Genomic DNA, 21360 nt, shown 5'->3' on the forward strand with positions numbered 1-21360 from the left:
CAAGCTGAGTTATACAACCACCTCGAAGCCCAAGCTCAAGCTGTAGCACCTGAAAGCCTGACAATCCAAGAAATCCACTCGCACCACTTCGAGATTTTCGCGGGTAATCAACTGATTGCATACATCACCTACGATAATAGCGAGTTCATCACCCAGCGATGGGTAGTTATGGTACGGGGCGAAGAACAATTCCGCCATTCCACTATTGCCCGATGCCTGCGTTATGTCGAATGGCATCACAAAGATGGTTCACTTCCCACGCCGCTACCTGCACCAATCGAATATCCCGAAGTTCCCACCGTTACAGAAATCTCCTTCCATGACCAAGAACTAATCGTTGATGGTGAATTAGTAGCCAGCATTGAATACGACCACGACAACTATCAAGATTTGTACTGGCGAGTCATTATCAACAAGGAAGAGATTTACCGCGACACCACCCCCGCCAGATGCCACAGTTACGTCAAACAAGCCTATCAGCAAGGGATGTTACCCGTACAGAAGCCATTTGAGGAACCTAGCGCAACTGGTAACGAAATCATGGTACAGATTGCCGACGAGTGCGAGAAGCACGGTTTGGAATTGCTAGAGGATGGGATTTACCGAGGCGACGAGAAACTGGGCCAAGCAGGACAGGACAACGGTAACTGGTGGTTTACTCGCACCGATGACGCAACACAGCAGCGAATATTTTGTAACTCTGCATCTGACGCAGTTTGGTTTGTGTCAAGAGCGGAGTTACCGGAGGGTGCAGATTTTCTCAATGAATACTTGCAATACCACCCACTTGAGCAAATGCCACCCGTGGAGTTGAAGCATCTGCTTGATAGTGCGGAGTTAACAACAGCGTAACCCATTCCCCAGGAGTCAGAAATCCGAATTATTCTGGCTCCTGAATCCTGACTCCTTTTCAATCATTCACCAATCACAAATATGGAACCCACAATATCAATTCCCCAGCACTGGAAATATCCCCGTTACATCCCTGGTCAACGCACCGAACAGGGCGAAATAATCGGTATGAAGTACTATGCCCAGGATACTTATCTTGGCAAACAGTACGGTGAGGGTTGGCGATATGTCGTGCTGCCTGACAAGAATCAGGAGGACGAAGAACACCAACTAGAGGACAAGGTAAAACTACTCACCCCAGAGCAATTAAAAACCAAACTCCACGCAGAGATTGATTATTACTCACGCCAGCTTGAACACATGAAGTCCCTGCTAGGAGCAATCCCTGTAACGGTAACTGTGGCGACGGCTGAATCTACTATCCACAACGAAGCGCCCAGCCAACCACAAAAGAAGTCTTGGGAATCTCCACCCACTCTACAGTCATTTATTGATGCGGCGCAAGTCATTCTAAAACAGATTACCCAACACCCGGATTATCTAGCACTTGACTATCAGCCTGATCTAACTGTGGGTGATGCTCAAACTGCATTGTCTTACCTCAAGGATGAGTTAGACACCAATCAACAATCTGATACTACAACAAAGTCCGTTTCTGATTAGAAAAAACTCGCCCGGATTAATTCGGGCGACTGCGATTATTCATAGACTTAACATTTTACTACGCGCATGACTAAACAATTGTCCGACTCACACAACTATAAATGTCATCAAGTCGCTAGTATTCTTCACCTCAATTTATCCACCGTCCGTCTTTGGATCAACCGGGGCTGGCTCAAGGTTAACAAGCGTTGTCCGAAGTATTACGAAATCGGTACAGGTCATCTTAGAGAGTTTTTAAATAATCCCCCGCAACAAATCAAAAAGCGAATTTCTAGCCTGGATACCGAAGCTGTTGATTATCTTTTAAAGGGGAAAGTATGACAGAGCAAATCACCCTTCTAGAAAGATGCTGGTATCTATCCCCGCCTTGGGGTCAAGAAATACCACCCGTTGAGGTCAATGTGTGGGAACGAGTTTATCTTAAGGCTTCACGGAAAATTGGCTATTGCTCTGGGTTTGGGTGGAGTAAAGGTGAGTGGGTCTACTTTATCAGACTTGAGAACGATGTAATACTCGCTACCAAACAAGAGATTCTTGGGACTAGCCGCATGGAAGCGAACACCGTGAAAAAGCCGGCGTATGCGGTGGGCGATCGCGTGATGCTCGTGAGTAATCCGCCCACGACAAAGCAGCGTTTGGTTTTGGGTGTTCAGGTTGCAGATCAGGCTTGGTATTACCTCGTCGAGTGGCGTTCACCAATGCTTGTGCCGACAAGTATTATCTGCGATGGCGTTCCGCCCAGCTTCGCTGATCGCTTTTCTATGGTTAGGGAAGAGGATTTAGTACGGGTGATGGTGTGAATCCCTGGTATTGAAGAGTTCAGTAAAACGACTCACCTTTATTTCTTTACTACAAAATATCAATTTTGATGAGTTTTGGAGGTTTATCAATGTACAGAAGATGGACTGAAGCAGAACTAATAACTTTAGAACAAATGGCTGAAACATATACAGTAAAGCAAATCGCTTTCCGCCTCAAAAGACGAGGATATTATCGTACCGAATTAGCGATCGCAGCCAAATTGTACAAACTTGGCTACTCTATCCGTCCTACTCTTGATAACTATAGCTGTAGTGAGATAGCTAAGAATCTTTGCTTACATCGAGCGACCGTTACTTACTGGGTCAGACAAGGTTGGTTAAAAGCTAAAAAACGTTGTGTTCATTGTTATCAAGTCAGAAGCCAGGACTTGAAGAGGTTTTTCCAAAATCCACCTGCGTCAATTAGAAAGCGGATTGCAGCGATAGACCCACAAGTTATCAGCTATTTGGTGGGTTAGTTAAAAATTAACAAGAACTAGGAGATAGTTCAAATGTTTAATCTGACATACGAATTTAAACTTAAACCCAATTGTGTCCAAATAGCAATCTTTGAAGACTGGCTAGAACAATGTCGCCGTGTCTACAACTATGCGCTGTCTGAGCGTAAAGATTGGATTAAATCTCGTTCTTGTCGGATTAATGCTTGTTCGTTACATTCTGAGTATATAATTTCTGCTGATACACCACGACCAACTTATTTTAATCAATGCGAAAGCTTAACCCAAGCCAAAAAGAAATATCCTGAACTTAGTCAAGTTTCATCACAAGTTTTACAACAGACATTAAAACGTCTTGAGAAGGCTTTTGTGGCAATGTGGGAACAAAAACAAGGATTCCCCAGATTTAAAAAACCAGGGAAGATGCGCTCTTTTGTGTTTCCGCAGTTAGCGGCTAATTCAATTGAAAAAGGAAGAATTAAACTTCCTAAAATTGGTAGGGTAAAGTTTTACCAATCACGAGAAATACCTGATGGTGGCGTTGTTAAACAAGCTCGTATTGTTAAACGTGCCTCTGGTTGGTATGTGATGTTAACTTTTCAATGGGATGTATCTATACCCCAGCCAATGCCACAAGGTGAAGCGATAGGAATTGATGTCGGGTTAACAAATTTTATCGCTACTTCTAATGGTCTGACTATCAAGCGTCCGAGGTTTTTTGTTGATGCGGAGCGTAAGCTTAAATTGCTACAACAGCGCGTTAGTAGAAAACGTAAGGGGTCGAACAACTGGAAGAAAGCCCAAAAGAAAGTGGCTTCACTACATGAGTACATTGTTAATTGCCGCAAGGATTGGCATAGGAAACTGTCTCATCAAATCTGTAACAATGCCGGAATGGTGTTTGTTGAGGATTTGAATCTAGTCGGGTTGTCCCGTGGGATACTCAGCAAACACTGTTTAGATGCGGCGTGGGGTCAATTCTTCAATATTTTAGAGCAAACCTGTTTTAAACGCGGTGTCTATTTTCAGAAAGTAGACAGTTGCAAAACTAGCCAGATTTGCCCTAATTGTGGAACCGAGACAGGTAAAAAGGAACTATCTCAACGTACTCATGTTTGTTCAAATTGCGGCTATACCACAGATAGGGATGTTGCGGCCGCACAAGTAGTTCTCATTCGGGGACTTGCAGCCGTAGGGCATACGGTCAAGATGCTTGCTGAGGGTAAATTCATTGGAATCCCTAAGATGCAAGAATCACCGCACTTATAGGGCGGTGAGTGTCAATAACGTTAACGTAGCGCGAAAGTCCCCACCTTCAACGTACTCGCAAGGTGGGGATGAATAGCGGGTTACGACGATTGCATACCTGACTAAAATCAACCGCAAGGTTGATAAGGGAATGGTATGTATGTTCGCGTAGCGGCACGTAGTGCGGAGTAACCAATCATTCTTCTGGTGCTTCTTGTGATTGTATGTATTGCTTGATTTTTTCAATTGGTGCGCCACCAGTAGAAGCAACATAATATGAACTAGACCAAAATACAGGTTTTCGATAAAACGTAGATAAATGTTCTGAAAATTCTTTTTGAATAATTCTACTAGACGCTGATTTTAGACTTCCTACAAGAACAGATAGATTGTTATCAGGGTGAAAATCAATCAACAAATGAACATGGTCTATTTCTCCAGAAAACTCAATTAGTCTGCATTTGGTTTTTATGCAAACGTTGGCAAATATTTCATGTAACCGTTCCAGTATTGGTGCAGTTATTGTTTTGCGTCTGTACTTGGTTACAAATACAAAATGCAGGTGAATAGAAAAAACAGAATGAGAACCCTTTCTAACAACCACTTAACAAGCCTATACATCAATTGTGATATCATAGAACAAATGTAAAAAGGAGACAAACAAATCAGTGGCTACAAGACGGATGACTTTCAGGTTGTACCCAAACAAACAAATAGAACAGTCTTTGAGGTATCACCGAAAGTTACACAAAGACTTGTACAATGCCTCTGTTTATAACAGATTTACTCAATATCAAAAATTCAATTATTCTGTTAGCTATTTTGAGCAACAGAATTGTTTACCTGCTTTCAAGAAAGTCTGGACTGAGTATAAAATAATCAATTCCCAAGCTTTACAAGCAACCTTAAAGCGTGTTGATTTTGCCTTTGAACGCTGGTTTAAAGGATTAGGTAAACGCCCTAGATACAAATCAACTCGTCATTATTCAGGTTGGACTTATCCAGCTAAAAGTGGATATTCAGTAGAGTCCAATGGTGAAAATGGTTATATTAATGTAGCTAAAATTGGTCGTATTCAGATGCGGGGCAAAGCTAAGTATTGGGGAACTCCAACCACTTGCACAATTGTTTACCGTAATGGTAAATGGTACGCATCTATTACCATTGATGTGCTAGACCAAGTTTTAAAACCAGATGTTTCACCAACTGGTGCTATTGGAATAGATTTAGGTTGTAAATTAGCACTTTCAATTACAGATGGTGAAAACCATCAACAAATTGAAGCACCAAAATTTTTGAGAAATGCTGAACAGAAAATCAAAAAAGCTTCTAAGGAGAAGAGACGTAAACGCACACCAAATAGAAACAAAAAAATTAAAGCTTCTAGACGATATAAGAAAGCCCAATCAAAGGTTACTAAGCTAGTTCGTAAAATTGGTAATCAACGTCAAAATTGGGTTCATCAGGTAGCAGCAGAAATTGTAAGCGGTAATAGCTTCGTTGCGACTGAAAAACTAGAAGTCAAGAATATGACGAGCATTGCTAAAAAAGGTAAGCGCAAGAAACAAAAAGCAGGGCTAAATAAGTCGATACTCGATGTAGGTTTTGGAATGCTTCGCAGTACCATCAAGTACAAAGTAGAGCAAATTGGTGGTGTGTTTGTGGAAGTTCCAACTAAGAAAGTAAAGCCTTCTCAAACCTGCCCAAAATGCGGTCATCAGCACAAGAAAACACTCGACATTAGAGTACATGAGTGTTGTTTTTGTGGATATGTTCAAGACCGCGATATTGCTGCTGCTGAAGTTATGCTTTATTGGGCAAAAGGTATTCTACCGGGGTTAGGAACTAGCCTCGTAGTCGCAGAGTCGCCTAGCTCTACTTCATCCACCAAGGCGCGTAAGCAAGCTGGATCGATGAGGCAACTAGGGGCAAAGAAGCGACAAAAATCTGTGGAAGTCTCCGCTAATAAAGAACCGTGGGATGTAGAAACCCACAGTTCAGGCGAAGCCAACTGTGGGTAGTTCATTACCTGTGATTTCTATAGAATTTGCATTGACGGTCACTATATTTCCATTACCAGATCCAAAAGTTGAAGATGCGATCGCACCCCCATCGCTGATGTAGAGTCTGTCAGTAGAAACTTGGACGTAACCTGCATCTCCTCTAGAAACTGTACCAGCACCAATTGTACTGATAATATCTCCTCTACGAAAAGGATTTGCAAATCTGTTAGGTAATAAACTAATTGAGTTACTAGCATTAATAATGACATTACCTCCTAAACCGTCATTGTATGCACTAGAGGCGATTCTTGCCCCGTCTTGGAGGACTAATTCTTGGGCAGAAATTATAACGTCGCCACCTTTTCCAGTATTTAAGCTTTCTGCCAGTATACTACTTGAAACATTACCATTTGGAGAAGTTTTGTCTAACACTAAAGAACGAGATGCACTTATGTTAATACTTCCAGATGAAGCATTTCCCAAATTTTGATTAAGTATGATTGAGCCGTCTTGTAAATAAACATTGGCTCCCAGTGCTTGGATAAATCCCCCTGGATTACCACTAGCATTAATTAAAGATTGTTTAGAGATATTAATATTGTCAAAATTAGATACCCGTTCATAGTTAAAATTCCAAGTATTAGAAGATGAGGTAAATCTCACCACACCTTTGTCTATACTGCCTAATTGAATATTTCCACTGGGAGCAGACAAATTAGCTCCGTCTAGAATTAATTTGTCACCTATTAAAGCCAAATTTTGGTTTTCTCTGACAGACAAACTTGGTGAATTATTGTTGACAATGGTTGGTTGATTTCCAGTATTTGCAGCAGACACCCCTTGTCCGGTTCCCTGAACCGTGATACTCCCTGACTTACCGCTAAATCGCAAACCGATAGGAATACTAACAGTCAATAATGGTTGTTTTGGATTAACTGCACTAAAACTAGAACCGTCAGAAAATTCCAAAGCATCAGCTGTAGTTGCAAACAATGAACCGCCAATGTCGAGTCGCGCGTTAGGCCCGAAAACGATACCACTGGGATTAATTAGAAATAAGTTGGATGCACCGTTGACACGAATCAAACCGTCGATATTAGATACAGTCCCGCCAGTGATGCGGGTAATGATAGCTTCGATACCGATGGGATTGTTGAAGTGAACAGTGCTGCCCGTGGGAACAGAAAACTCTCTCAAACTGTGAAAGAGGTTATTTCCTAACCGAGTCCCACCTTCAATTTTGATAGTTGTGCCGTTAATATTTATGGTTGTATTGTTGGAAAGTGTTGCGTCGGGAATGACTTGTGCGGATAATGGCGTGGGCATAAATGCAAAAAATCCTATCAAAGCTGTCTTAAAAGAAAGCCGCATAAAATTATTTTTAGAGAGAAAAAGTATTAAAAAGTGGGTATCAAAAATAATATATACTAAGAAAAAAAAGTCAAATCGAAAATATTGATTTTAACATCGAAGTTAAATAAAAAGCTTTTCCAAGTCCAAAAATCAGATTAAGATGAAGATTGCATCTATCGAAAGAAGTATAAAGATAAGCGATCGCAAGTCAGTTATAGGGGAGGCGATCGCACATTACGGCTCAATCGCAGAAGCCGTCTACTCGTAGGTCGCGCCAGATGTCGGATATCTGCCAACCTGAGTTACCAACAGAGCCGGTGAGGGGATAGTCGGGTGCGGGAGTAGGGAGAGGATAATACTCTGGCGGTGGGGTTTGCTCTTGTAATGGCAGTGGTTCAGCAACGGGTGTAGACTCAACTGGTGCTGGTGGCTGTTGTGGGGTGGACTTTTTAAGGGTGCGTAGTTCTGGTTTCTTGATGGGTTTCATATGCAACTTGTCACGTTGTGAGAGCGAAGGCTATGTGCGGAATGGCACTAAGAAAAGAGAAAATCGTTGCGGCAGCAGGGGGGCTTCAGGAGCGGAGGAGCAGGGGAGATAGAAGAAGTTTTAGGCTGTGCGTTCGCAAGAAATAGAAATGCCCCCCTGCACCCCTGCACCGAATAGCCCCTCTGCAATCCTTACGCTGCATACCCTTGAGCTTAACGAGCGTGCCATTCGGCTATGTGCGATCGCAGATAGTTCCTGCGATTGTCTTCTCCCTTTCTTTTATTGACAGGTAAATTCCTGACAAAGTTCTGGCGCACTGCGCTTAGAATAAGCATTACCGTCTCCCAGTGTCCGTGCGATAGCGCGGCTGGTTCTGGAAGTTTGGTACAAGTAAGTCAATGAGATCGTCCGCTCTTCTGACTTTTGTATGGCATTATCAGCCAGAGTAATCGATCGTTGAAGATTTTTATGGCCTGATTCGCTGACCGCATAAACTGTTGGAGCTACTTCTGCCCAAACCGTTTTCAACTCAGACATCTTTGCTTGGGCTTCTGATAGCTTGTTTGCTTCGACGCTTTCCACTGCTTGCTTCGCTTTGGATGACACACTGTTGAGCTTATCCTTAAAGTCTGAAGGACTAACAAATTTGCCCTGGGGTTTACTGATAGGCATCTGTGTCTTCGACATTTCCACAGTGGATGATTTTTCAATCTCTTTCATTGAATCAGCTCCAACAGTGGGCTTTGAAGCGGCACAGCTAGACAAAGATGTAAGTGCGATCAGAAATATCAGAGACTTTACAGGAACCAGAGTCATAAAAACACCAAAGTTGACAACGTGTAGAATTTCTGTTGAGTAGTCAAGGCTTAAGTTTCCATTCAATTAATATCCCCAGCGAGTGGGAATCGAATTGTTTGTACTGAATACTTACGGATTGATGGCTAGTCGCTACCGTAGGGGAAGTGCTTTCACCTGGCATCTACAGGGGAGGGATTTACACCCTCATGGTCATTCAGTTGTCAAGGTACAATTCAGTATTGCTACCTATTTTCCTTGCTGCCCATCCTTAAGCATTTCTACTTATTTCGGGCAAACGATTCGCACTTGTCCTATTCGCTTATATCCCCCGGTTAAAAACACGGGGGCTTTACGCATCACGACTCGTAATATGAATACAAGAAATGCCTATTGCAAAACACCCCGCTAACCAGCTAATTTTTAGACTCATACTATTTAAGAGAATCTTGTGCTTCCGGTTGAGAAGTGGACTCAGGCAAGGCGTATTTCTTATAGAAAAAGGTTCCGATTAGTAACCCAATACTGGCGAAGAAAAACAGGTAAACTCCTTGTCCTGCTAAGTTGATAGTTTGGCTATAAAATCTAGTGATTGAGCGACCTATATAAAGAAAAGCCAGAATAATAGCCGCAACACTACAAGCATATCCAGCAATTTTATTCATCCGCAGATTGCGAAAGACACATTGAACTGGATAAATGTAGAGGCAAAGAAAAAGGATGCCTGGAAAGATACCATTGCGATAACCTAAGAAACCAGCATCTTGCCACTTCATAGGTAACGAAATTGCCGCTAAACAGGTGGAGACGAAGATAATTTTGCCACCGATGTTCCAAGAGTTCCAGTTAAACTTCCAATTACTCATTTGGCTAGTCGTAGTCAAGGCTAAAGATAAGAGTCCCGAAAATATTTTACAGGTAGCAATCAGCTTGATATGTTAATTTTTATCGCCCTTGGTGATAATCGTCGCCACCTTTTCGCTGATCAGCCGATGTGGGGTGAGTTGATGAGTGCGTTGGCACAAAGCGTCCGTTCCCCAGAGCGATGGCGCAAGCGCCCAGCGTAGCTGATCGCGCTTTCGCTGGAGGTAGGCAACATGGCCCTTGTAACTGATGCTGCTTAAAATCAAGCAAGATGCCAAAATCCTGCTACAGTAGTATCTGTGTCCTAAAAATGTAAAACATAAATAACTTGCCAAAAAAATTGCACAATGTTACTTTGTCTAATATAGTAGTTTCATGAGTATATACCAGTATGCTTGTACTATAAAGCGAGAGGAAAGCGAGAGTGAGTTCTTTTAAGCAGCTTCCGTTGTCAGACCTGAGAGAGAGCCTGCCTAAATTCAAGCGTCAGGTGCAATTAGGAATGAAAAGAATTGCTGCTACTTATTACGGGCAAGTAGTTGGATTCTTAGTACCTTTAAAAGATTTGGAGAAAGCTTTAGAGGAGAATGCAATCAATAAAAGTGAAGAAATGTCGTTGTCTGATTTCCGATTACATTTAACAGAATGCTGGGAGCGTCTACAGGTTGATGTTGACTGTATTTATGTAACGTATCACACGCGGAGGGCGGTAGCGTTTGTGAGTCCGCGTTTAATTGCGTATCTTGCAATTCCAGTCTCAGAAGTTGCAGATAAATTACTTATTATAGATAGTGGTCTTGTTGAAGTTACAAGTTTAAATCAGGAGAAGTAACAATGTTTGAATTGGTATCTGCCCCAGAGCTTCAGAAGAAAATTAAAAATTTAGAGAAGTATTACCCTCCTGAAGTTTCTCAAGAAGTCAAACATTTTTTAGAAATACTTGAGAAAGATGGGCATTTAAGTAAAACAAATTTTTACGATATCAATACGAACGAGATTTCTGGACTATATTCCAACATATTTTATAAACCAGTTCTGGAAGAAAATAAAGTCATATTAATTGATATAAGGATGAAAGCGGCAGATATTTTTAGGGAAAGGTTTACGATTGAGGATGATTGGGATGACAGCAATTGTATAGATTCTATTCCTCAATATGATAAACCTAAAAAAATAATCCAAGCTATTTTATTAATTCACCAAGGAATAACAGATTCATATGAATTGGGGCAGAAGCTAGGTCATAAGGGAAAAAAAGATATATATATATCTCGGCACGGGCAGTATGCAAAACAGGCTCTAGAGGCACTTAAACTGATTACAAGAACACGTCAAGGTAAAATTATGGTGACACAATTAACTCAGAAGGGGCAATTGATAGCCGAGGCACATAATGAAAATTTACAGGAGAGATTGTTGATAGAAGCGATGTTGAGTTATCCTCCGGTGTGGCGAATTATTGATGCAGTCTCGTTAAAGCAGTCTCAACTAAATAATGGGCTAGTTCTCAATGATGAAGTAGTAAAAGAGCTAACTTTTCCCAAAGAATTTCAAGATGCAGATACTAGTAATCGTCGCTCACAAACTTTAAAGAACTGGATCAAGTGGATATCGAAAAAGTCGGGGATACCAATTTATATTCACAAAGAGGGTGTACAGCTTACTATCCCCATGTTATTTGCTGAAGTAATAGATGGGGGGGATACAGAATAACCATAGAGTGAATTAATGAAATAGTCAGCAATTTATAAAAAAGAATTGATGCGATCTTTTTGGGATTGTAACTAGATTACAAATTAATCGCATAGTTGTTGAGTTATCGCTATTAGCGAAAATGTATAGCTACATTGAATGCTTCACATGATTGTTGAGTAAGTATAGACATTAGTAATGGGAGAATAATTGGTGGAATTAATTCGCACGGTAGTTTAAGCAATATTATTGTTCACTTGTTCATTCCGAGGCTGGTAATATTGTGCAAATTCGCCTCGAAGTTGCGCTAATACTCTCTCGTAGATTGCGTAAGCTTGAATCAATTCTTCTTCATATTCTGGAATGTCGATAGATAGTTGAGAGGCTAGTTTGTTATTAACTTTGTCAAGATTATCTATTACCTTTTCAATAGAAGATATCGCATCATCTAGAGGGGCAAAGCAATCATAAGTCAAGTTAGCATTGGCTTGAATTTTCTCTAGTTCGGGCAGGTCTAAGACACAGACTAATGTTGTACGCACGCCCAGTAAAATAGTATGAACTCGGTTACGTGCTATGTCTAGGTTATGGATTTGGATATTAGTGATTTCTGATGACATTTTGTGTGTTTAAGTATAAAAGATTGCCCTTTACATTTTTGGAGATAAAAAACGCTGTGGCAGTTGCTATACAAGGGTATTCTAGCTAGGAGAATGGACAATTATGTTAATGGTAGCGCGTTAACAGCTTGGTATAACAAAGAGTACCGTGGGACGAGAAATCTTTAACTATCAAGTATGGGAGCCGTTTTGACCTTGTGTTTGGTGGGACGAGTCCAAGGTTGAGAAATCACTCGCCAGTAGTTGAGCGATCGCTCTTATACATAACGAATGGCAGTATGACTATATGCAATTGAAAATAAGGCTATAGCTGAAGTAGGAATCAGGTCAAATTAGGGGGAAAAACATTTCTCCGTACTTGCTAGCTCCTAGCCTTACTATTCCTGAATTACGGGAAAATGCCATGTTTGCTTCTATACCTAAATTTCCGCCTAAAAGCAAAATAGCTCTTGAATGTTGTTTTTAAGAAAGGATGTCTTGAAATCTTCTCCCAATAAGCGTTTGAAATCCCTGGTAGCAGTATTTCTGGATGTCAGGATAAGAAGCCGAAACCTTTGTAGCTCCTGCGTCCCGGTTTTTCCCGGTTTTGGGTGCAACACTTAATCTCCGCTCCTGAACTGATAGCAAATCAAAAATTGAATCCCGCCTCGTTCTAAGTATCTAGTGGCTGAAAGCTTTGATGTAGCAGATTCCCCGAAATTGACGGTGTTTGAAAGAGGACATAAATCATTGGCGAACAATAGCGCCTCTAATATAGTGGAGCGATCGCTCCTCTCACAAGTAGAATGATTCCACTCAAAATCAAAAATCTATCTTGTCGGTTTTGATGACACCAATCTGCTTAATAGACGCATTGCCAGAAGCAGTGGCGTTTCCAGTATTTGATATCAGTTTTGCGTCCACTACCTCGATACCATCAGTGTTAAGCACTTCTATTCCGGTAGAGATGTCGTCAGCAAATAAAACACCATCAATTACCTTAAATACATTGCCAGAAATTGTTTGACCTTTAACTGTTAGATACCCCATTCACTTTTCCTGTGAAAATTACTAAGATTATACTAAACTCAACTGCTCAACCCTCTCCGACTCCAAATACTCGGCTTTGAGCTTAAAGAAGCAGACACAAAAGCGATCGCACCCCACCCTCTCAATACCGTGCGGCTGCTTGTTGTCGAAAGCAATACAATCACCTTCCTCCAACCAATAAGATTCCATTTTCCGCACATCCTGACAGCCAGAGATGGAGAACTTCGCCCGACCCATGACATTAATCTGCGCCGCGCCGTTCGCATAAGCCGGGGAGTCGCGGTGAATTTTTATTTGAGTGCCAGCCGGGTAATACAGTACGAGCGCTTGATGAAAATCAGGCAGCAGCTTCTCGCCAAAAGCCTCAATCATCTCTGCACCAGGGTACATTGATGAGTCTACGGTTTTAACAACAGTCTTTTTCTCTGACTTAGCACTAGCCAAGCTAACAAATCGGCGCAGATGCAGTTCCATACGCCCATCAGCATATTGCGAGACTGAGGGGAACATTTTGGACTTGACTGATTTGCACCAATCCTGAACTTGTGCCAATTCCTCACCCTCAAGTTTGCCCTGGTGCGTAATCAAGCTGGGTGAAGATGGTGCAGATGACTCTTGAGGTGAGGGTTCTGCAACAGAGGCGATACCTGCGGCAACCCCTTCGCTTAACGCCAACTCCTCTTCCTGCTCTGCCAATGACGGTATAAGGCGTGGACGGTAAAACTCATGGCGCAATTGCGACAGCAACCCCATCAAACCAAGCTCAGACCAAACCCCCAAATCTTCACCTTGTAGAGACACTTGGTAGTAGCCGCAAGGAGTGCGATCGCATACTACTGGAAAACCCGACGAGTGGCATTTGTCTATCAAGCTTAAAACCTGTAGCGGATAAGTGAGATTGAGCTTTTGGCTAGGTACAATTTTTCGTTGTGGACGAGTTGCCCCAATTTCTCCACCCCACAGGTGAGGCAAGTATTTTTGTACTACTTCCTCACCGAATTGATGTCTATGACAAAACTGCCCGTCTGGTTCAAAGCAGCAAAATGTCATATCTTGTAGGTTGTCCTTCTGTTTTCCCACCCACAACTGGATCAACTGCTGCCGGGAGTCAAGAATGTCACGAAAACGGCGCTTGTATTCGTCCTGGGCTGTGGCATCTTTAGCCGAAGACTTCCACCATTGCAAGAGTTCGGGAGTAGGGGCGAACAGTAGTAAGTGTTTACCAGTCCACCCAGGGGGCGGATACAGCGAAATCGAAACAGCTTCACCCTTGATTTCGCCCCTATAATATGAGGTATAAATTGTCATATTACACCTCCGATAAATCATAAGGTGTGACCCAAGACAATCGATCAATAAACTTACTAGGTTGTGTAGATTTGGGGAAAAGACAAACGCCTTCATCTAAGGATAGTCGTAGAGACGGCGATCGCCACTCAACCTGATACAACCAAGACTCGTTGACGAGGGTAAGCCCCAGGATGGTACGAATCGGAGGCCCATCATTAGCAAAACGGAAGTTGACTAGTTGACCCAGACGGAACTGGGGTTTTTCAACTTTGAGGGGTAAAATTTGGCCAGTAGGAGTAATATCGTCGGCGCTAACAGTAATAAGCCCACGTTCACTAGCGACAGAATATATCCATCCTTCCTCAGACCATTCCACGCCGGCGCAGTAGCCGACTATCTGGACAGGATTGGGAATGTAGACTTTTTCGAGTAGACTGACAGCAAGAGCAGGGATTTGATTATCCCAGGGTGGGGATTTATACCAGCACGTTTCCAAGATGTTGATTAAATTAGCCATGATAATTCTCCAGTTGTTTTTGTATATGTGCAAAAAGTTGGTGAGCGAAACTTGGTGGTACAGAGTAGCCGATGATGGAGCCGGCAGTGGCCGCTTCAGGCGGGAACTCATACCAAGACGGAAAACCTTGTAGGATGGCCGCCCCTTGGATAGACAGAGATTTGACAGTGCCATCCGGCAGCCAGATGTCAGCGAATTTATTGCGGTTGCAGCCTTTGTGGTCGGTGAAGTGCGATCGCAGTATGGTGTTGCATGGCTCCGACGCTGGCTTGCACTTAGCTAACTTACGTACACAAACCCGTTCAATCAATAATGGTGTTGGTTCATTCGCTGCGAGAAATTGTTCTAAAGCTTGCTGTTGTTTGGGCAGTAGTTGGGAGTCGCTCATTGTGGGGATGAGATGGGCGATCGCCCTATACCATCCTCTTTTTTTAGATGTGGGTGGTAGTGTGAGTGAGACATCTTGACAGGCTACAAGCACTAAACGTTTCCGCGCCTGGGGTAATCCGTAGTCAGCCATATTTACCACACTGTAGTTAACTCTATAACCCAGCAATTCCAGAGCGCTCAGGATAATGGCGAAACTTTGACTATCTTGGTAGCGTGGGACATTTTCGAGAGTGAAAACCCGTGGTCGCAGCTGTTGAATAGCTTGCGCTACGGCTTGCGCTGCGGTCAGGTCATCTGGTGATTCTAGCGCTATCCCGGCTTTGGCTGTATGGGCCTGACTGAAGTTGGAACAGACGGGCGAGGCATGAAGATAGTCGGGTCTATGTGGAAATCCGATAAATCCTTGGGCTGCTTGTTGTACGGTGCGTTGGATAGTTGTACAACCGTACTCGCGGAAATTGTGGTGGTGGGAGTGAGCGATCGCTTGACTCAGTTGTGGTTTGGTTGGGTCATGTTCCACCGCAACGACTGGGCGAATACCCGCTTGTACCATCCCAGCTTCAATGCCACCACCCCCGGCGAATAATACTATAGCGATCGGTGCATTAGCTGGTAATACTGGTTTAGCATTCGGTTGTTTTTTAGCTTTGGCTTTTTTGATGAAAGCGACGATTTCATTTCTATCGGCTCCCTGACGTTGCAATTGCTGAATCATGGGAATTGCGCCACAAGGGATTGAGCCGATAGAACGACCTTTCCAAACTCCGTTGTGTTTTTCTTTCCAGTTATACCCCCAGCGCCAGTGCTTGGGGTTATTTGGGTCGCGTGAACCTATGACTCGTGGGTAATGTACTACTCTGCCATCTTGTAACTTTTTAGTTTCAAGGTACTGATAGAGGCATCCTTGACTACGAAAGGATGGGTGTTTAAGGTCGTCCTCTAAGAATTTTTCGGGTGTCGCAAATCCCAAAGGTACTACTGAGTTGGCGGTTTGGGTCGATGATGGTAGTATTTTATTTTCCGGGTACTGATACTCTCTTTTTTGAGTACGAGCAAGTGAGAGTTTAAGGTCATCCTCTAAGAATTTTTCGGGTGTCTCATTTGACGAGAGCTTCACTGATACACCCTCAACTTGGGTCACAGATAAAGCTTTAGTCATACTTGACTCCACAGGGGTAGAACTTGCTGAGACAACCGAGTTGCAGCAATCTCGCAATACTTTTCGTTAATCTCAATACCCACAGCACGACGATTCAAGTCTTTAGCGCATTTAAGAGTTGTGCTGGTTCCCGCGAACGGATCAAGAATAGGGGTATGGGGATGAGCTAAATGAGTTAGAACATGATTGGTCACATCTTCAGAGGTATAGCCAGGGTGTTCATAGGTTTGTTCACGAAAGAACCAGCCCAAACCGGGAGTTTGCAGATTGTGCCAAACATCTTTAGTACGCTGTTTAGGTTTGGCGTTGGTGAGAAGTGAAGAGTGTTGGTTGACAAACCCGTTTCTAATAGCTCCTTCAGGAGTCCAGGTGAGAATTATCTGTTTGTACTGTCGCCCCAGGATTGTCCAGTAATCCAAAAGATATTTACGAGGGGTGAATACACAATTTTCAGGACATAACTTTTGGAATAATGCTATCCAGTTGATGCAGAAGTTCAAATATTCCTCATCTGTTAGGCTGTCGTTCCAAACGCCGTAGTCTTTGCCTACGTTATATGGTGGGTCACACCAACCGAAGTATGTTTCTGTTAGTAGGGGTAAGACATCACGGCAGTCGGCGTTGTAGAGGGTGATATAGTTGTCAGTATAGTATGGTTGGAGCATGGTTAAAACTCCAGCAGTTGAATATATGCGTCCAAAGCGGCAATAGCCAAATGTGGATGAGGCTGTGACTGTAGCCCGTTGCAGATAACGGCGGTAGTACCTTGGGGAGCAAAAGTGAAGTCGATTTTGTAATAGGAAGCAGCGCAGTGATGGAGAATAGTTAACAGCACAAAATTGAGTTGCGTAAATACTACTCTTTGGTCGTTAGCCAAGCGCCAAGCTAAGTTTTCACTAGTTACTAAACGCCAAGCATTATCTGAATTACGCTTTTCGACTGCTGCTAGAATCTTCACTTTAAACTTGTGATGGTGGTCAGTAGCCAAACATTCGTAAGGTGCAAGAGTAGACCATTTGAAGAGTAGTTGTTGGTAGGTTGTATTCATAAGTTAATAAGTAATTCTTGAGAGAGGGTCAATTAATAGAATTCGTTGAACTGGACGATGTAGATATGTCCATGATTGATATTTAGCTAATTGCCCGTTACTATGCTTTTTGTACCGCAACATTTTCACTCGAATAGGATATTTATCATAAAAAGCAATGATGCGATAAATATCATTTCCGTACTTGATTAAAGTATTAGGGTAGAGTTTCTGCCCATACTCCAGTTCAAAAACTACGGAGTAAAAAGCATTAACTAAGTCGTTATAATCATAAATAGCATCATCACTTTCTAAACTGTCAAATATCTTTGAAAACTCGGCTTTCAACCAGTCAGAATCAGGATTGCTAAACTTCTGCCCACAATGACAACGCTGATAAGCTTCTTGTATATGTTGAAGACATTTGTCTCTAAGTGAGGGGAAATTTAGTAATAAGTTAGTTGATAATTTATCAGGATTTAGTTCCATATCTTCCTCATCAATTGATATATAATTCAATTCATCAGCGCCATGATTATCAAACCATTGTAACTGCTGACCAATTCCTAAACCCTGTAAAGGAACTTCAGTTTTGTAACCAGCTTCTTCCAGAAGAGGAATCAAATACTGGCGGTATTTTTCCCCTGCAAAGAATCTTATAGTCCCACCTTTAGGAAGTATCTCAACTATGGAAGCGAATACTTGTTTACTCCACTGTTGGCGCTCTTGAGCGGGCGCTGAGTTTAAAGATTCTTCGTATGGTTCAATAACTTGTTGTGGTTTGATTAAGCCATACTTAGCACTTAAAATAAACCAATTGTAGTTTTGAGATTCAACATAATTCTTACATTTGGTAAACCAGGGAGACTGATAGATAAATCGCGCCTGTGACGGTTGATTTAACTTCTGACCTACACAAGAAACTAGCGTAATCTCTGGTGATTTACTAACATGACTATGAGCTAACATCAGCATATTCAGATTGTGTGCAGCCCGGCCCATATTGCTTTCATTACTGCCGTAGTAGCGTGTGTCAATTCCATCAGAGCGCATCTTTGTACAGGCAGTACAACTACAATCGGGAATATTTGTTGATTCTGCGCCTTTAGAAGCCTGATGTTTAACTAACTGCCCGTGTTCAAAACCGAAGAAAACCCCAGCCGTAAACGCTTGCTTGAAGTGACTCGAACCGTCGCAGCTATCAATCCCCATTTGATTAAAAGCGGCGTAGTAATCGGGTGAAGACAACCCCAGAACGTGAATTGTTGCAGTGGGTTCTAAGTGACGGATGCGATCGCTCAATACTTGAATAGTCTCCAACAGCACTTTCTTTTGACTAGCCTTAGCAGCTAACCCACCTAAAGCAAAGTGTTTGTAGCCTATTTGGTGTAATTGCTCAACATTATTCAGGCGCTCGGTTAGGTTTATTCCGTGAACAGTAGCCATTGGACGGAATCCGGCTGTTTGTGCCAGGGGCAAGAACCGTTTAGCCGACTCGATATTAAACTGACGGCGAGAGTCTAGGTCAGTTCCGGGTAGGGGAATGAGCATATGGTCAGGTGCGATTACCAAATCATCGGGCGAAAAATAGAGTTGGTATTGGGAGATGGCCCATTCTGGGGTAACTAAATTCTTGCCCAGCTTTGGTAGTTTTTCGGCTTTATAGCTCCAAGCGCCACAGTCACCGATTTTGGGGGTGTTGGGTAGCGCGAAGGGGATGGGAAGGTAAGCTAGGGAGATTAAATATCCGTCAGGTTGTGTGTCAAGAAATTCCCAAAATGGTCGTTTCTCCCCTTGATATTTGATATGATCACGATTGCCAATAACTGCGTAATATTTAGTTTTGTGAAAGTTATTTGAAGTCATTGAAGCTACCTTTACTAAACTAGTCAAGAAACTATTGTTTAAAATCACTCACTGGGTAATTCATTAGAGCAATAGCAAATTTGACTGCCTCAACAGGCTTGTTGCCGTGATATTTAATTTGAGCTTCAGCTATACGTTGAATCATTTCAATGTTTTTCAGGGACTTCTCACCAAAATGATCGCGGTTAAGTGCGCTCTTGCCAATACCTAACTCAGTCTTGATAACTTTTGACTTCTTGCCAAACAAACCAAGATTAAGAGCATCAAAAGGTTCTGAGTAATTCTGACCCTGATACTTTTCTACTCTAGGATTGGCTTTGTAATATGCCTCAATTGCCGCACCCATAAACCAGAATGTTTCTTTAGTTAACAATCTAGCTTTTAGCCAGTTCTGGCGGTCTTCTGCCTCAAACTTAACGCCAAAAGCATCACAAAAAAGCTGATGCAGGGATAATCCCACCAAAGAGTCCCTCATTCTTTGAGCTAAAGTATTATTTTTTACGCGGTCTAACACTATAAGTAAGTGTTCAAAGTCTGGCAGTGGTATAGCATTGATAGGCTTAAAATTCAATGAAGTCTTCAATTTAATGAAGTCTTTGGGGAACGGAGAGTCTTTATACAATAAGGCTTTAATGTCCCTGGATGCGTGTTTAATGGGGAACGAGAACAATACAGATATTTGAGGGATACCTACATAATAATCACCATTAGTATCCATGAGTCCTTTAATAAGTAAAGTTCCTATTGAAACATTGGTTTCTTCAGCAGTCAAGATTGCGGTTTTAAGCATATTAAATATGTATTACGATACTACAATATTTCCCATTCAGGAGTAACTTGATTCTTGTCCTGTGCTGTGTTGGGAGGGCAATATGCCCGTCCCAACAAAAAGTAATTACCTGGCTAAATTCAAAAATTTGGAAGTAGATAAATCACACAGCATGGTTGCAGTGCCGAGTTTACCGTAGAGTCGGTTTTTCTCAACAATTAACTCGATAGTTTTATCGGTTGGGTCTTTAGAATAGATACAATCGCGGTAAAGCATAATCAACTGGTCACAAACCTCGAAGATTTCTCCAGAATTGCGGAGTAAGTGACGGTTAGGGCGTTTGTCAGCAGTAGCCTGATTCCCCCGGTTGATTTGACAGCCTAAGAAGATGGGGATTTTGTGTTCTTTAGCGATCGCACGAATCTGGCGAGTAATCTTGCCGACCTCATGAGCCATATTGCCACCCGACTCCAGAGGGATTTGCTGTAAATAGTCCACAAACACAGCACCGATGGAGTTGCCTTGTTGAGAAATAGCACGACGAACAGCAGAAGCAATCAGAGTAGTAGTAGGGGTAGAATGCTCGAAAATCTGCCAAGGCATTTCACTGAGTTGACTAATACCCTGTATGATTTGCGGCCAGCTTGATTGAGTTTGGGATTGAATTAAAGCCGAGTCAACACCAGTAAGACGCGCCAGCATACGAATATTAACTTGATTTTTGTCCATTTCTGGGGTGACATAAAGAACACTCTTACCGAGCTTAGTCATGATTTCGTATGCGGTGGAAATCATGAAATGGGTTTTACCCATGTGCGACTCGGCGGCCACGACAACCAAACTACTGGGGTAGATACCACCAGTGATGTCTTCAAGGTCATACCAACCAATTTTTTCACCTTGCATCTGTCCCATCTCCAATTTTTGATACAACTCAACAGCCATGTCACCAGCCTGATAAACTTTAGATTGTTCATCAGTAGAGTTTTGCGTAACGCTGAAAACCTTCATTTCAGCCTGCTCAAATACTTGTGGTAAGTCGGTGTGCATTTCATAACCAAGTTTGACAATTTCATTACCGACTTTGATTAACTGTCGTCGGTAGTATTTCTCCATCACTAGTTGGGCTAAAGCATCAATGTTAATAGCAGAAACAGTGCGGTCAAAAATAGTTGCTAATCTGTTTCGTCCACCAATGCGCTCTAGCAGTTTGTGGTCGGATAACCAAGCACTCAAGTACAACAAATCAGTGGGTTGTCCAGTATTGTGTAATTGTTTAGCTGCTTGATAAATAATCGCGTGAGCGCCGACGTAAAAAGCTTCAGAAATCAGAGTATCGCTGATTCTGTCCATAGCTTGAGGGTCAAGCATGATTCCACCAAGAATTGACTCCTCAGCTTCAATATTTTGTGGTGGCAATAAGTCAACTTCAGCAGGCGGTGAAAAAGGAACTACATTGTCATGATTGAAAGCCATAA

General features: G+C 42.4%; 26 protein-coding genes. 11 read left to right on the forward strand and 15 right to left on the reverse strand.

The genetic code is table 11. The annotated features are described in order from the left end of the window. The 6 genes from H6G83_RS31520 to H6G83_RS31545 all read left to right on the forward strand — a co-directional run. Positions 1–852 (forward strand): hypothetical protein (locus tag H6G83_RS31520; RefSeq protein WP_190479535.1); only part of this gene is annotated, 852 nt, incomplete at its 5' end. An 81-nt stretch (positions 853–933) separates the two neighbouring features. Beyond that, positions 934–1515, forward strand: a complete 582-nt coding sequence (locus H6G83_RS31525; RefSeq protein WP_190479538.1) for a hypothetical protein — start codon at positions 934–936, stop codon at positions 1513–1515. Positions 1516–1581: 66 nt separating this feature from the next. Continuing rightward, positions 1582–1836, forward strand: a complete 255-nt coding sequence (locus H6G83_RS31530) for a MerR family transcriptional regulator (RefSeq protein WP_190479540.1) — start codon at positions 1582–1584, stop codon at positions 1834–1836. Continuing rightward, positions 1833–2315 (forward strand): DUF1392 family protein, encoded by a 483-nt coding sequence (locus H6G83_RS31535; RefSeq protein ID WP_190479542.1) that lies wholly within the window; start codon positions 1833–1835, stop codon positions 2313–2315. Before H6G83_RS31530 ends, H6G83_RS31535 begins: the two co-directional genes overlap by 4 nt. An 89-nt stretch (positions 2316–2404) precedes the next feature. After that, positions 2405–2794, forward strand: a complete 390-nt coding sequence (locus tag H6G83_RS31540; protein WP_190479543.1) for a terminase gpP N-terminus-related DNA-binding protein — start codon at positions 2405–2407, stop codon at positions 2792–2794. 33 nt (positions 2795–2827) lie between these two features. Further along, positions 2828–4042: an RNA-guided endonuclease InsQ/TnpB family protein gene (locus tag H6G83_RS31545; RefSeq protein ID WP_190479545.1), complete on the forward strand. Its 1215-nt coding sequence runs from the start codon at positions 2828–2830 to the stop codon at positions 4040–4042. 175 nt (positions 4043–4217) lie between these two features. Here the strand turns inward: H6G83_RS31545 and tnpA are convergent, their stop codons facing one another. After that, a complete protein-coding gene (gene tnpA / locus H6G83_RS31550; RefSeq protein ID WP_190479547.1) occupies positions 4218–4625 on the reverse strand; it encodes an IS200/IS605 family transposase in 408 nt (135 codons plus the stop codon). A 79-nt stretch (positions 4626–4704) separates the two neighbouring features. Between tnpA and H6G83_RS31555 the strand changes: the two genes are divergently transcribed. Next, complete coding sequence (locus H6G83_RS31555) at positions 4705–6042, forward strand: RNA-guided endonuclease InsQ/TnpB family protein (RefSeq protein WP_190479548.1); 1338 nt, start codon at positions 4705–4707, stop codon at positions 6040–6042. On the opposite strand, the gene H6G83_RS31560 is transcribed toward H6G83_RS31555, so the two are convergent. The 4 genes from H6G83_RS31560 to H6G83_RS31575 form a co-directional block, all read right to left on the reverse strand. Continuing rightward, a complete protein-coding gene (locus H6G83_RS31560) occupies positions 6019–7395 on the reverse strand; it encodes a filamentous hemagglutinin N-terminal domain-containing protein (RefSeq protein ID WP_190479550.1) in 1377 nt (458 codons plus the stop codon). The genes H6G83_RS31555 and H6G83_RS31560 overlap by 24 nt on opposite strands. Before the next feature lie 223 nt (positions 7396–7618). After that, the gene (locus H6G83_RS31565; protein ID WP_190479552.1) at positions 7619–7864 is read right to left on the reverse strand and encodes a hypothetical protein; all 246 of its coding nucleotides are present in this window, start codon (positions 7862–7864) and stop codon (positions 7619–7621) included. A 279-nt stretch (positions 7865–8143) separates the two neighbouring features. After that, the gene (locus H6G83_RS31570; protein ID WP_190479554.1) at positions 8144–8551 is read right to left on the reverse strand and encodes a hypothetical protein; all 408 of its coding nucleotides are present in this window, start codon (positions 8549–8551) and stop codon (positions 8144–8146) included. Positions 8552–9093: 542 nt separating this feature from the next. After that, positions 9094–9525 carry a hypothetical protein gene (locus tag H6G83_RS31575; protein ID WP_190479556.1) on the reverse strand — a complete coding sequence of 144 codons (432 nt, stop codon included), beginning with the start codon at positions 9523–9525 and terminating at the stop codon, positions 9094–9096. 69 nt (positions 9526–9594) lie between these two features. On the opposite strand from H6G83_RS31575, the gene H6G83_RS36120 reads away from it, so the two are divergent. The 3 genes from H6G83_RS36120 (at position 9595) to H6G83_RS31585 (ending at position 11236) form a co-directional block, all read left to right on the forward strand. Next, complete coding sequence (locus H6G83_RS36120) at positions 9595–9726, forward strand: hypothetical protein (protein ID WP_277876464.1); 132 nt, start codon at positions 9595–9597, stop codon at positions 9724–9726. 221 nt (positions 9727–9947) lie between these two features. Continuing rightward, complete coding sequence (locus tag H6G83_RS31580) at positions 9948–10355, forward strand: prevent-host-death family protein (RefSeq protein WP_199328655.1); 408 nt, start codon at positions 9948–9950, stop codon at positions 10353–10355. A gap of 2 nt (positions 10356–10357) precedes the next feature. Continuing rightward, positions 10358–11236, forward strand: coding sequence for a DUF7226 domain-containing protein (locus tag H6G83_RS31585; protein ID WP_190479558.1), 879 nt, complete (start codon positions 10358–10360; stop codon positions 11234–11236). Positions 11237–11451: 215 nt separating this feature from the next. Here the strand turns inward: H6G83_RS31585 and H6G83_RS31590 are convergent, their stop codons facing one another. Beyond that, positions 11452–11835 carry a hypothetical protein gene (locus tag H6G83_RS31590; protein ID WP_190479560.1) on the reverse strand — a complete coding sequence of 128 codons (384 nt, stop codon included), beginning with the start codon at positions 11833–11835 and terminating at the stop codon, positions 11452–11454. A 663-nt stretch (positions 11836–12498) separates the two neighbouring features. Here H6G83_RS31590 and H6G83_RS36125 point away from each other — a divergent pair. Beyond that, positions 12499–12624, forward strand: a complete 126-nt coding sequence (locus tag H6G83_RS36125) for a hypothetical protein (protein WP_277876465.1) — start codon at positions 12499–12501, stop codon at positions 12622–12624. Positions 12625–12636: 12 nt separating this feature from the next. Here H6G83_RS36125 and H6G83_RS31595 read toward each other — a convergent pair whose 3' ends face one another. The 9 genes from H6G83_RS31595 to H6G83_RS31635 form a co-directional block, all read right to left on the reverse strand. Then, positions 12637–12864 (reverse strand): hypothetical protein, encoded by a 228-nt coding sequence (locus tag H6G83_RS31595; RefSeq protein WP_190479562.1) that lies wholly within the window; start codon positions 12862–12864, stop codon positions 12637–12639. Between the two features lie 27 nt (positions 12865–12891). Then, entirely contained in the window at positions 12892–14172 is a 1281-nt protein-coding gene (locus H6G83_RS31600) for a DUF488 family protein, N3 subclade (protein WP_190479563.1), read from the reverse strand. 1 nt (position 14173) lies between these two features. Beyond that, a complete protein-coding gene (locus H6G83_RS31605) occupies positions 14174–14671 on the reverse strand; it encodes a DUF1392 family protein (RefSeq protein ID WP_190479566.1) in 498 nt (165 codons plus the stop codon). Next, complete coding sequence (locus H6G83_RS31610; protein ID WP_190479568.1) at positions 14664–16220, reverse strand: DNA cytosine methyltransferase; 1557 nt, start codon at positions 16218–16220, stop codon at positions 14664–14666. The genes H6G83_RS31605 and H6G83_RS31610 overlap by 8 nt, the downstream gene beginning before the upstream one ends. After that, the gene (locus H6G83_RS31615) at positions 16217–16885 is read right to left on the reverse strand and encodes a site-specific DNA-methyltransferase (RefSeq protein WP_190479570.1); all 669 of its coding nucleotides are present in this window, start codon (positions 16883–16885) and stop codon (positions 16217–16219) included. Before H6G83_RS31615 ends, H6G83_RS31610 begins: the two co-directional genes overlap by 4 nt. 2 nt (positions 16886–16887) lie before the next feature. Continuing rightward, entirely contained in the window at positions 16888–17268 is a 381-nt protein-coding gene (locus H6G83_RS31620) for a hypothetical protein (protein WP_190479573.1), read from the reverse strand. A gap of 3 nt (positions 17269–17271) precedes the next feature. After that, positions 17272–19113: a DUF6884 domain-containing protein gene (locus H6G83_RS31625; RefSeq protein ID WP_190479575.1), complete on the reverse strand. Its 1842-nt coding sequence runs from the start codon at positions 19111–19113 to the stop codon at positions 17272–17274. Between the two features lie 31 nt (positions 19114–19144). Then, positions 19145–19903, reverse strand: coding sequence for a hypothetical protein (locus H6G83_RS31630; protein ID WP_190479576.1), 759 nt, complete (start codon positions 19901–19903; stop codon positions 19145–19147). Between the two features lie 105 nt (positions 19904–20008). After that, positions 20009–21358: a replicative DNA helicase gene (locus H6G83_RS31635; RefSeq protein WP_190479578.1), complete on the reverse strand. Its 1350-nt coding sequence runs from the start codon at positions 21356–21358 to the stop codon at positions 20009–20011. Positions 21359–21360: the final 2 nt, after the last annotated feature.

Source organism: Anabaena azotica FACHB-119 (assembly GCF_014697625.1).
GTDB lineage: Bacteria > Cyanobacteriota > Cyanobacteriia > Cyanobacteriales > Nostocaceae > Trichormus > Trichormus azoticus_A.